This is a genomic window from Actinomadura rugatobispora (genome assembly GCF_055379765.1).
In genome coordinates, this window is sequence record NZ_AP029191.1 from 8,697,768 (window position 1) to 8,709,622 (window position 11,855).

8 protein-coding genes are annotated in these 11,855 nt (G+C 73.3%); 1 reads left to right on the forward strand and 7 read right to left on the reverse strand.

Annotation, left to right across the window (positions count from 1 at the left end; translation table 11 throughout):
- Positions 1 to 39 precede the first annotated feature (39 nt).
- Positions 40 to 1,518, forward strand: a complete 1,479-nt coding sequence (locus ACZ466_RS39125; RefSeq protein WP_378286654.1) for a dynamin family protein — start codon at positions 40 to 42, stop codon at positions 1,516 to 1,518.
- Positions 1,519 to 1,536: 18 nt separating this feature from the next.
- Here the strand turns inward: ACZ466_RS39125 and ACZ466_RS39130 are convergent, their stop codons facing one another.
- From ACZ466_RS39130 to ACZ466_RS39160, 7 genes are all read right to left on the reverse strand, one after another.
- Positions 1,537 to 2,085, reverse strand: a complete 549-nt coding sequence (locus tag ACZ466_RS39130) for an RNA polymerase sigma factor (protein ID WP_378286655.1) — start codon at positions 2,083 to 2,085, stop codon at positions 1,537 to 1,539.
- Between the two features lie 291 nt (positions 2,086 to 2,376).
- Complete coding sequence (locus tag ACZ466_RS39135; RefSeq protein ID WP_378286656.1) at positions 2,377 to 5,925, reverse strand: protein kinase domain-containing protein; 3,549 nt, start codon at positions 5,923 to 5,925, stop codon at positions 2,377 to 2,379.
- A 113-nt stretch (positions 5,926 to 6,038) separates the two neighbouring features.
- Complete coding sequence (locus ACZ466_RS39140) at positions 6,039 to 7,148, reverse strand: SEL1-like repeat protein (protein WP_378286657.1); 1,110 nt, start codon at positions 7,146 to 7,148, stop codon at positions 6,039 to 6,041.
- A gap of 505 nt (positions 7,149 to 7,653) precedes the next feature.
- Positions 7,654 to 8,406, reverse strand: a complete 753-nt coding sequence (locus ACZ466_RS39145; RefSeq protein ID WP_378286659.1) for a hypothetical protein — start codon at positions 8,404 to 8,406, stop codon at positions 7,654 to 7,656.
- Between the two features lie 134 nt (positions 8,407 to 8,540).
- Positions 8,541 to 9,308 carry an SDR family NAD(P)-dependent oxidoreductase gene (locus ACZ466_RS39150; RefSeq protein ID WP_378286661.1) on the reverse strand — a complete coding sequence of 256 codons (768 nt, stop codon included), beginning with the start codon at positions 9,306 to 9,308 and terminating at the stop codon, positions 8,541 to 8,543.
- Positions 9,309 to 9,365: 57 nt separating this feature from the next.
- Positions 9,366 to 10,373, reverse strand: coding sequence for an aldo/keto reductase (locus ACZ466_RS39155; protein WP_378286663.1), 1,008 nt, complete (start codon positions 10,371 to 10,373; stop codon positions 9,366 to 9,368).
- 2 nt (positions 10,374 to 10,375) lie between these two features.
- Positions 10,376 to 11,851: an acyl-CoA reductase gene (locus ACZ466_RS39160; RefSeq protein ID WP_378286665.1), complete on the reverse strand. Its 1,476-nt coding sequence runs from the start codon at positions 11,849 to 11,851 to the stop codon at positions 10,376 to 10,378.
- Positions 11,852 to 11,855 lie beyond the last annotated feature (4 nt).

Sequence of the window (11,855 nt, forward strand, 5' to 3'; positions counted from 1 at the left end):
CGCCGCCGCGCACCGGGCGCCCCGGCCGTGGACGAGGCGATGACGGCCGTCGAGGGGCCGCTGTCGGCCCGGCTGCGGGTCCTCTGCGAGCGGGCCGTGCCGCATCTCGACCCCGCCGCACCCGCCGCCGAGGGGCTGGCCGCCGTCGCCGCGCGGCTCGCCGAGCCGACCCTGCGGCTGGCCGTCGGCGGACGTCTCAAGGCGGGCAAGTCCACCCTGGTCAACGCGCTTCTCGGGCACCGGCTGGCGGCGACCGCCGCCACCGAGTGCACGCTCCTGGTGGCCTGGTTCCGCGACGCGCACGTCAACCGCGTCCAGGTGCGGCACCGGGACGGCGGCGTCCGCCACGTGCCGGCCCGGCCCGGCGGCGGGGTGCCCGACGACCCGGCGGCGCTGGGCATCCCGCACGAGGAGATCGCCGAACTCGTCGTGGAGGCCCCCAACGAGCGTCTCGCCTCCGGCTACACGGTCGTCGACACCCCCGGGCTGGACTCGCTGACCGGCTTGGACGACCTGTCGATGGCCGCGCTCGCCCGCGCCGACGCCCTCCTCTACGTGACGCCGCACCCCGGCGAGAACGACCTGGAAGCGCTGGAGGCCCTGCGCCGCAGGGCCGACGAGCACATCACCGCGCTCAACGTGCTGGGCGTCCTCAGCCGGGTGGACGAGCTCGGCGACGGCATCGGCGACCCCTGGCCCCGCGCGCGCAGGGTCGCCGCCCGCTACGGCGACCGCCTCTCCGGCGTGGCGGCACGGGTGGTCCCCGTCGCCGGCCTGCTGGCCGAGACCGTGCTGGGGGACCACTACACCGACGCCGACACCGCGTCGCTGCTCCGGCTGGCGGCCGCCGATCCCGCGGAGCTCGACGAGGCGCTCTTCTCCTCGGACACGTTCACGTCCTGGAGCGGCGCCCCGATCACCGGACCCGCACGCGAGCGGCTGCTGGGCCTGCTCGGCCGCTACGGCGTGGAGATCGCCGTCACCGCCGTCCGGGAGGGCGGCGCGAGCACCGCCGAGGTGCTGGCGGTGCTGCGCCGGCACAGCGGCGTCGACGATCTCCTCGACCAGATCCGGGACCACTTCGGCGCCCGGGCCGACCGCCTCCGCGCGGCGTCCGCCGCGGCGCTGCTGGAGGAGGTGTGCGCGCTCGGCCGCACCAAGGAGGAGATCGCCGCGCTCATGGCGCTGCGCTCCGGGCTGGCCGATCTGCGCCGCCACCCGCTGATGCGCCAGACCGCCCTCGCCGCCGCCCTGGCGACCTCGGCCTCGGGCGGCCTGGTGCTGCCGGACGACGACCACCGGGCCCTCATCCGTCTCGCCGCCGGACACGACGCGGCCGCGTGCCTGGGAGCGGCGCCCGGCGCCTCCCCGGCGGACCTGCGCAAGGCCGCCGACGAGGAGATCCGGCGCTGGCAGTCGCACGAGTGGTCGCACTCCAGGGTCGTCCGGCGGCACGCCCAGACCGCCCGCGAGCTGTGCGAGGCGTTCTACTTCCTCGCCGAGGAGGGCTCCGCCTGACGGGTCCGCGCGGCCCGGTCAGGCCGCGCGCAGGCCCGCGGGCGCGGCCTCCGCCAGGGACGCGAAGGCGCGGCGCCCGCGCAGGATGCGCGTCTGGACGGTGGTGAGCGGAACGCCCTGCAGATCGGCGATCTCCTTGTAGGACAGGCCCAGGGCGTAGTGCAGGATCAGGGCACTGCGCTTCGCCGGCGACAGCCCCGCCAGCAACCGGCGGCAGTACTCGCGCCCTACCACCTGCTCGGCGGGCCCGGGGAGCGCCGGGAGCAGCAGATCCATCTCGCTCGTGGCCACCGGGTCGGGCAGGCGCTCCTTCAGGCGCCGCTGGTCGAGGGCCACGTGGGTGGCGACCGCGTGGAGCCAGGTGCTCACCTGCGAACGCCCCTCGAATCCGGCGAGCCCGGTCATCGCCTTCAGCCAGCATTCCTGAAGCGCGTCCCGGGCGTCCTCGGGGTCCCGCGTGATGCGCAGGCACACCCGGAAGAGCCGCGGCTCATGCCTGCGCACCAGTTCGCCGAACGCGCCGTGATCGCCTTGCCGGAAACAGCCCACAAGGCGCTCGTCATCCATGGAGGCCCACAGTCCAGGCGCCCGATATGACATGCCGAACCACGCTCCCTCACCGCCCCGGCCCCCCGTTCCCGGTGGGCTCCGCGTGAAGTATGACGGCGGCCTCCCGCACCTGATTGCGGAAATTGACGGCTTTCCGGAAAACGATCGGAGCGGCGCCGGAGACGCGGGTTCGAACGCCTGGTCAGACCGCGGTCCGCCCTTTGGTTCGGGGACGGCCGGAGTCGGCTCCGGCAAGATGGGGACAACGTCCGGATGCGGCCAGCGGCTTGCGCATGGAAAAGAATCAATTCACGCCGAATACGACGGGGGAGCGGCCAGTTCCCAGTCCAGTTCCCACACCCGCAGGGAACCGTCCTCATGGCCCGCCAGCACGAAACTCCCGTCGGGGGTCGACGCGAGGCAGCGCACTCCCTTCCCTTCCCGGTCGTCGAGGACCCGCAGGCATCGCCCGCTGCCGACCTCCCATACGCGGACGCCCCGGAAACCGGCCGACACCGCGAACCGGCCGTCCGCGGTGAACCGGGCGTCCAGCGACCAGCCGGCGTTCTCCGCGAGCTCCCGCACGCACCGCCCCGTCGCGACGTCCCAGAGGTAGAGCTTCATCGTGGCCTTGTCGCTGAACAGGGCGAGCCGTCCGTCGGCGCTCAGGCACAGGGCGGTCACCTCGGGCCCCATGACGCGCCTGTCCGCCGGTCTCGGCCGCAGAACGCCCCTGGCGTGGCCCTCGTCGAAGTCCCACAGCCGCACCGAGGCGCCGCGGCGCGGAGGACCGCCGTGGCCGGAGGCGACGAGACGGCCGCCGCCGCCGATCGCCAGCGAGTTGATGCCGATGTCGCGCGCCTCCAGGCCGTCCTCGCCGAAGTCCACCGTGTCGATGGCGCGCACCTGCGCGCCGGTGCCGAGATCCCAGAACCGGATCCGGCCGTCGCCGTGGCCGACCACCGCGAGCCGCCCGCCGTCGCCGAACCGCACGTGCGCGTCGCCGAAGAGCGCCTCCATGGGCACGTCCACGCCCCCGCGCGGGCCGCCGGGCTCCTCGACCCCGATGTACTCGTCGGCCTTGACCCGCGCCCACCGCGCCCTGTCCAGCAGCGAGAAGTTGTCCGCCAGGACGCGCAGGCACTCGCCGGTGTCGGTCGACCAGAGCCGTACCGCGCCCCGCCTGTCGCCGGAGAGGACCCGGCGTCCGTCGGCGCTCAGGGCCACCGAGACCACCGCCTGCCGGTGGCCTGTCAGCGTGTGCAGGCAGGTGCCGGTGCCGAGGTCCCACACCCGGACCGTGTCGTCCTGCCCGCCGGTCACCGCGAGCCCGCGGTCGGCGCCGACGTCGACCGCGGCGATGCCGCGGCGGTGCCCGGTCAGCACCGCCGACACCCACGCGGCCCGCAGATCCGTCCGGACGGCGCGGCGGCCCAGCGCGCGCCAGGCGGACATGACCCGTGGCGCACGCTCGTGCCCCGGCACCGTCCTGGCGCGCGTGAGCAGATCGAGCGCCGCGGTCAGCCGGCCGTCGGACAGGGCCCGTTCCGACTCGGCGACCAGCGCGTCGACCGTGGCGTCCGAGTCGCTCAGCTCGGTGTGCGGGCGCGGGCGGCTCAGGCTCGGCGCGGCGACGTGCTGCCCGAGGGGCAGCCGCCACCACCGTGCCGTGCCGTCCTTCTCGCCCGCCGACACGGCCGACCGGCCGTCGGCGCTCAGACGGACGGCGCGGGCACCGCCCCGGTGCGCCACGAACCGCCGCACGCAACGGCCGCTGTCGACGTCCCAGAAACGCAGGTGGACACCCTGCACGGAGATCAGGTACCGGGCGCCGTCGCTCAGGGACATCGGGCCGCTCGGGCCCGCGTCCCGCAGCACGCGGACGCATCGGCCGGTGGCCACGTCCCAGATCCGGATCGGCCCGTCGAGGGGCCCGTAGGTGGCGGCGTAGCGGCTGTCGGAGCTGAAGCACCCGCCGGTCGCCGACCCCGGGATGGGCTCGGGCAGGACGTGCCGGCACTCGCCGGTGGCCAGGTCCCACAGCCGCACGGCCGCCTTCATCCCGGTCTCGGAGCTCATCGCCCAGCGGCCGTCCGGGCTGATCAGCGCCGACGGCGACCCCCAGCTCCTGACCTTCACCTGGCGGACGACCCGTCCGCTGCGGGTGTCGACCACCCGCAGGGCGCCGTCATAGGACGAGTAGACGGCGACGTCGCCGTCGGAACTCATGGCGACGGCACTGTGCCTGGCCTGATGGAAGGTCTGGGCGCAGCGCCCCCCGGTCAGATCCCAGAGCCGGACCGTGTCGTCCTCGCCCGCGGAGATGGCGCGGGTCCCGTCGGCGGAGAACGCGACGGACCTCACCGGGCCCTCGTGCCCGGTGAGGGTCAGCCGGCACCGGCCGTCGAGGAGCGTCCACAGCCGGACCGTGCCGTCGGCCTCCCCGCTCAGCGCCAGTTTCCGGTCGGCGCCGAGGCTGAGCGGCAGGCGCGTCCGCGGCGGCGGGTCGGCCGTCCAGGCCATCTCCTGCGCGCCGGTGCAGCGCGCGTGGGTGATCCGGCCGCCGCCGAGGGCCTGGAGGGCCGCCTCCACCTCACGGTCGCCCGGTCGCTCCCGGGCCACCCCGTCCAGGAGTTCGCGCGCGGCGTCCAGATCGCCGCGTTCCATGTGCACCTGAGCCAGCAGGAACCGCGCCCGCCGGGAATCGCCGGTGTCGGCGCGGACCGCCTCCAACTGGGCGACGACGGTCTCGTCGCCGATCGCGCCGCGCCGCCACCGCTGCAACCCGAGGTGGTAGGCGGCCTGCGCGTGCCGCGGGTCGGCGGCCAGCGCCTCGGCGAACCCCTGCTCGGCCTCGGCGGTCCGGCCGAGGTCGAGCAGCGACAGCGCCTGGTTGTTGAGCTCGTCGCCCCGCAGGTCGGCGGCGCGCGGCCGCGCACGCGGGTACGCGGCCCTGGTCAGCGCCTCGTAGCAGGCGGTCAGCCCGTCGGCGACCTCGGCCATCGAGCGCGGCCGGTGCCGGGGGTGGTCGCGCAGGCAGCGGGTCAGCAGGTCGGCCAGGTCGGCGGGGATCCGCGGGACGGCCATGCCCGTGCCGTCGGAGAGGCAGGCGGCCAGGGTGGCGCCCGCGGCGGGGCTGACCATCCACGTCACCTCGCCGACCAGCATCTCCAGGACGGTGACCGCGAAGCTGAACACGTCGCTGCGCCGCCCCAGGGACCGGCGCGCGAACTGCTCCGGCGAGGCGTACGCGGGCGTCATGCCGTTGCTCCCCGGCACCAGCACGGTCGCGCCGGGCCCGTCCTTGGAACCGGCGACGGTGGCCTCCCGGGCACGGGCCAGGCCGAAGTCGGTGATCTTCGCCGTTCCCGCCTCGTCGAGCAGGACGTTGGCCGGCTTGACGTCCTGGTGGACGAGCCCGCGGCCGTGCGCGTGGTCGAGGCCCCACGCGATCTGGATCGCCGTGTCCAGGATCCGGGCCGTCGCCTGCTCCGGGCCACCGGCGTACAACCGGCGGTCGGCGATCCGGTCGCGCAGGCTGCCGCCCGGGACGTACTCCGCGAACACCCGGGGAACGCCGCCGAGCGTGCGGACGTAGTGGCACGTGCACACGTGCGGGTGCAACCCCAGCGACACCCACGTCTCCGCCTCGGTGACGAACCGCTCGCGGCCGGCCGCGTCGCGGAACATCTCGGGGCGCGGCGACTTCACGGCCAGATCGGTGCCCCAGCCCAGGTGCCGGACCCGGTGCACCACCCCCATCCCGCCCCGGCCGAGCGTCTCGACGACCTCGTACCGCCCGTCGACGACGTCACCGGCCCGCCACTCCGCCGCGACGGCCCCCCTCGCTCCGGTCATCCCACTCCCGTCACCGCGACTCCGGCCGTCGATCATCCGACCGCCGGCGGATCTCGGTCCCCCCAACCGCCCCCGACGGCCCGGTGAACACCTTGCCAAACAGCGGTGTCTATTTAATCGGTGGCGAGCCGTGCGCGCGGACCTGACGGGTCGCGGCCGGCGAGCGTGCCGGCCCACCACCGGGCGAGGTCGTGGCCGAGATCGGCGGCGCGGGAGAACCAGTAGACGGCCTGGTCGCGGTCGTGGGGCAGGGCGGCGCCGAGCTCGAACGCGGCGCGGACGTGCCGGCGGCGCGCCGCGCGTTCCAGGTAGACCTGCGCGGCCTGCAGATCGCCGTCGGCCAGCGCTCGGCGGCCCAGCAGGTAGGCGTGCTCCGTGGCCGCGGTGGCGGGCACCAGGCTCTCGATCAGCGCGGTGGCGGCGCCGTGCCCGCGGCTTTCGGCCTGCATGAGCCAGGCCAGTGATTCCTGGGGGCGCTCCTCCAGGCACAGCAGCACGCCCAGCTCGAAGCAGGACTCGGGATCGCCGCTCTCGGCGGCGCGGACCAGGCGCACCCCGTGCCGGCCGAAGAGGGTCAGCATGCGCTGCTCGGTCAGCGTCGGCGTGCCCTCGGGGTCGCCGACGTAGTCCTGCATCAGTTCCTCGGACATCGCCTGCAGGGCCCGCCCGTCCAGGGCGACCGGGACGGGCCTGGCCGGCGGCGCCCCGTTGCGGACGCTGGGCTGGTCGGGATCGGGGACGTGGACGGGGGCGGCCAGGGGCAGCGAGGGCCCGCCCGCGTCGGGCGGGTCGCCCGGTGCCGGCAGCCCGGGAAAGGGCCGGGTGTGACGGCCTTCGACCCGCGCCCGGCCGTTGCCGGTGTCCCCGTCGGGCGGGGAGAGGTAGACCTCCTGCAGCATCGCGTTCCATTGCGGCAGGGTGCTCTCGCCCGGGTCGGCCGGGATCAGCCCGGCCTTCACGGCGTATCTCTGGCAGGTCAGTACGAAGGTGGCCACCCAGCGCCAGTCCGGCGGGCCGCTGCGGCGGCCGTTGAGCACGTTGCTCAGGGTGGCCAGGGACAGCGACGGCAGATCGCGGCCGGCCCGCCGCTGCGTTTCCGCCACCTGCTCCGACAGCCTTTCCATCTTCCGCAGGCTGGGCCGCCCGCACGCGCGCCGGAAATCCTCCAGAATCCGAATGAACTCCTGCAGCGCCTCCGGACTCCACGGACGCTCGTCGCTCATCGCCGCTGCTTTCGTCGCTGGTTCTCGCCTCAGTTGATCTTTTCTCGCTGCGGGCAATTATGGCACCAACCAGGCACATCGCGTGATCTACGCGAGCGTTCCGGGGTGTTCCACTCCGTTTCGCGGCGCGACGAAACCGGAGGTCACAGCAGTTGGGCGCAAGGTGTTCCTTTTCGTTCTCTAGTGTTCCGCGCCGTTCTGCGTCCCTTCCGCGACGCGCGCGAGAATCACCATCTGAGAATTTCTCGGAAATATTGCCCGGTTTGAGAAGAATGAATGTGTAAAGCGTCACAGAACTCGTGGAGTGGCCCAGAGTCGCGACGATCGGGATCGACCACCGCGCAGCCGGGCGCGTCGCGCCGGCCACCGGAGCGTTTCGCCGAGTCCCACTGACCACCTGCCTCGCCCATGCCGGTGCCGTGGTGGACATCGGGTCCCCGGCAGGCAAAAGACCCGATGTCCATGCGGACACCGGGCCTGTTCTCCGAACGCGACCGGCCGGCCCTCAGGGAGAGGTCAGCATCACGGGCGAATCGATCAGCGTGTTCCCCGTCACCCAGATGCGCCCGCCCGGCGCGACGGAGAGGTCGCCGACCCATGTCTCGACAGGAGTGGTGAAGGTCTGCCAGGTGCCGCCCGCGTACCGCAGCAGCGGCGCGCGGCCGTAGATGATCGGGCGGGGGACGATCACGAGCGGGTTGCCGTCCTTGTCCAGCCGCACCTTCTTGCCGTAGTTGTCGAAGTTGCCTTCGGGGGCCGAAGCGGTCCACGTCGTGCCGTTCCAGCGGTACAGGGTGTCGTAGGTGAGTGCCCAGACCGTTCCGCCCCCGGTGGGCGCGACGCTGGTGACGCACGAGTCGGTGGGGAGCGGCGGCAGCATCGTCCAGGCGGAGCCGTTCCAGTGGAGGACCACCGCTTCACTGCGTTCGGTGGCGGTGTTGTAGCGGCAGCTTCCGGTCCATGCCTCGGTGGCGGTGCGCGCCTGGAGGTCCGACAGCCCGTCCTGCAACCGGCCGGCGAGCGGGTCCGCCTCCCAGGCGTCGCCGACGCGCCGGAACAGCGCGGGCCTGATCGTACTGTCCGGGCCCGGCACCCTGATCTGGATCCACACCCCGGCCGGACCGGCCCACAGGCGGGTGTCGTAGGCGTAGGCGACGTCGGGCGGCGGTGCGACGGGCTGGAACGCGGTGCCGTCGAACCGCGCGAGGTAGAGGCGCTCCCCGCTGTGGACGGCCGCCATAAGGACGCCAGTGTTCACTGGAGAAATCGGCACGGTCCGCGCGTCCGATAGTGGCCGTCAGGCCGACCTTCACGCCCGGGCGGCAGTTGTCCGCACTCCGCACTGGCGACCCGGCACCGACCTCGGTGCTTCACGGGCTCGGAGCCCGTTCGTCAGCTGGTGTTGCGGCCGCCGTTGACGCCGATGATCTGGCCGGTGATGTAGCCCGCCTCGTCCGAGACGAGGAAGGCGCAGGCCGCCGCGATGTCCTCCGGTCTGCCCGCGCGGCCGACGGGGGTCCGGGAGATGGCCTCCTCGATGCCGCCCGGTCCGAACCTGCCCCGCGCGTCGTTGCGCCGCGTCATCGGGGTGTCGATGAACCCGGGCGGGATCGTGTTCACGGTGACGCCGTCGGGGCCGAACTCCAGGGCGAGCGACTTGGTGAGGCCGACCATCCCGGTCTTGGAGGCGACGTAGTGCGCCATGTACGGCTGGCCGCCGTGGGTGCTGGAGGAGGAGATGTTGACGATGCGCCCCCACCCGGCCGCGATCATGTCCGGCAGCACCAGCTGGCAGCAGTGGAACGTCCCGGTCAGGTTGATGGCGAGCATCTCGTTCCACTTCTCCGGTGAGATGTCCAGGAAGCGGCGGAAGCCCTCCTTTCCGGCGTTGTTGACGAGGATGGTGACGGGCCCGAAGCGGTCGCGGACCTCCTCGAGGCCGCGGGCGACGGCGTCGCGGTCGGCGACGTCGGCGGGGACCGCGACCGCCCGGCCCCCGCCGCCGCGGATCTTGGCCGCGGCCGTCTCGGCCGCGTCGCCGTCGAGGTCGAACAGCGCGGTCCTCGCGCCGTCGCGTGCCAGCCGCTCGGCGATCGCGAGCCCGATGCCCGACGCGGCGCCGGTGACGATGGCGACCTTCTCCTCAGGCGGCTGTGGCATACCGGGGTCCTCTCGGGCGGTGGGTGTGCAATAAATATACGGGAGCGTTCACATGTGTTACTGCAGGAGGGTGCCGCCGCGCAGCCAGCCCTGGAAGATGTCGATGAAGGTTCCGGGGTACTCGGGCGGCGGGGCGGTGGCCTGGTCGAGTTCGTCCAGGATCTCGGCGGGAATCCGCACGTGGAGGGCGCCGAGGTTGTCCTCCAGCTGCCGTTCGGTGCGCGCGCCGACGATCGTCGCGGTCACCGGCCTGGTGCGCTGCCAGGCGAGCGCGAGCTGCGCGGGAGTGCAGCCGATCCGGGCGGCGGCCCGGCGGACGAGGTCGACGATGCCGAAGCCCCGGTCGTTCTTGACCAGCGAGTCGAACGCGACCTCCCGCTGCGCCAGCCGTGTCGCGGGCGGCTCGGCACCCTGGCGGAGCTTGCCCGTCAGCATTCCGGCCGCCAGCGGGCTCCAGGTGATGAGGCCGAGGCCCTCCTCGGCGAAGAGCCGGACGTGCTCGCGCTCCAGCGTGCGGACGATCAGGTTGTACTGGCCCTGGAAGGACACGAACCGCGCCGCGCCGAGGCGGTCGCTGATGGCGAGCGCCTTCATCAGGCGGTAGGCGCGCAGGTTGGACGCGCCCACGTAGAGGACCTTTCCGGCACGCACGAGGTCGTCGAGCGCCGCGACGGTCTCCTCCAGCGGGGTCGCCTCGTCGTCCACGTGCAGCTGGTAGAGGTCGATGTAGTCGGTGCCCAGGCGGCGCAGGCTCCGCTCGCAGGCCCGCCGGATGTTGATACGGCTCCCGCCGCGGTCGTGCGGGCCGCGCCCGGTCGGCATCCCGAACTTGGTGGCGACCACGACCCGGGAGCGTTTGCCTTTGAGCGCGCGCCCGCAGATCTCCTCCGACCCCGGGTAGCCGTCGGCGGTGTCGAGGAAGTTGCCGCCCGCGTCCAGGTAGCGGTCGACGAGGCGGACCGCGGTGTCCTCGTCGCACCCCCAGTCCTTCATGCCGAAGGTCATCGCGCCGAGCGCGAATTCCGACACGTACAGGCCGCTGCGGCCGAGCCGGCGGAGTTCCATGGCTAGACCGCCTCGGCCGAGGTGTCGACGACCCAGCGCACCGACCGGCGGAACGGCTCGGTGCCGTCGTGGGGCAACCGGACGGTCTGGCTGGGATCGAGATCGTTCATCTGCATCGACCGGTCGATCGGCTGCGTGCGCTGGACGCCGTGGAGGGCGAGGCCGTCGCGCAGCCTCCGGCGCAGCGACTCGGGGAAGATGCCGACGGTCTGGGTCTCCTCGCTGACCCAGCGCGGGACCTTGGTGATGTCGGGGACCGGGACGAGGTTGACGATGCGGTTGCCGAGCTGCCGGGCGAACTCGACCGGCTCGTCGGCGGTGCGGGAGATGACGACGCCCGCGCTGGAGGTGTCGCCGATGACCCGGTAGAACTCCTCGTCGAGGGCGATCGCGCGCAGTTCCTCCTCCAGGTCGGGCGCGGGGCGCTTGGGCGCCGTCGACTCGTGCGGCGGAAGGGCGAGGAAGGCCCGGTGGACGGCGTGCCCGAAGTCCTCGAGGAGGGCCAGGTCGTCCTCGTCGTCGGTGCACTCGACGTAGACGACGCGGGTGCTGGCGCAGGCGGTCTGGTTCATGTGGCCGGCCATCCGGGCGACGCCGAGCGCGGCCCGGTCCCTGGCCTCCTCGCCCTCCAGCGCCTCGCGGCCGATGATGGAGATCGAGAGCTTGGGGTTCATCGCGATGAGCTCGATGCCGGGCACGAGGTACTTCTGGATGTGCGTCATGGACGCCGTCCCGCCCCAGGCGGTGAGCTTCTCGATCCGGTTCGGCGTGATCACCTGCCGTTCGACCTCCGCGTCGCCGCCCTTCCAGTAGGCGACGGCGAAATGCCGGGTGACCGGGTGGTCCGGGTCCAGCTCGACCATGGTGCGGATGATCGCCGCGGCGGTGAACGGGTCGTTCGAGGGCGTCTTGACCAGCGTGTCGCCCTTGGTCAGCGCGCCGCGGACGATCGTGATGCCGGCCGTGACCGGGACGTTGCCGGCGATGATGTGCAGCTGCCGCGTCCCGACGGCCCGGATCCGGACCAGGGAGCGGCCGGGCCCGCCCTGCTCGACCCATCCGTCCAGGTAGTCCTTGCCCACCTTGGCGTCGATCTGCGCGCCCAGCCGGTCCCGGTCGAACATCCGGGGGAACTGCTCGTAGATCGGGCGCAGCACCGGCTCGGTCATGTCGCCGGCCTCGAGCGCGAGGTCGAACGCCTTGCGCATCAGCGGGTTGTCCAGGGTGAGGCGCCCGCCGAGCTCGGCGAGGAAGTCGATGATCTCGTCGATCGGCGTGTCGTACAGGTCCTTGAGGTCGCCGGGGCTGGCGAGCACCAGCTCGCGGGCGTACCGGCGCGGGTCGGCCTGGCGGAAGGCGGCACCGCCGCGGCCTCCGAACACGATCGCGTCGTCGCCGGGCTCGATGACGCGGCCGCGGATCACGATGGGGATGTCGAGCACGCTCGTCGCCGTCTCCGGGGCGGCCGTCCGGGACATGGGG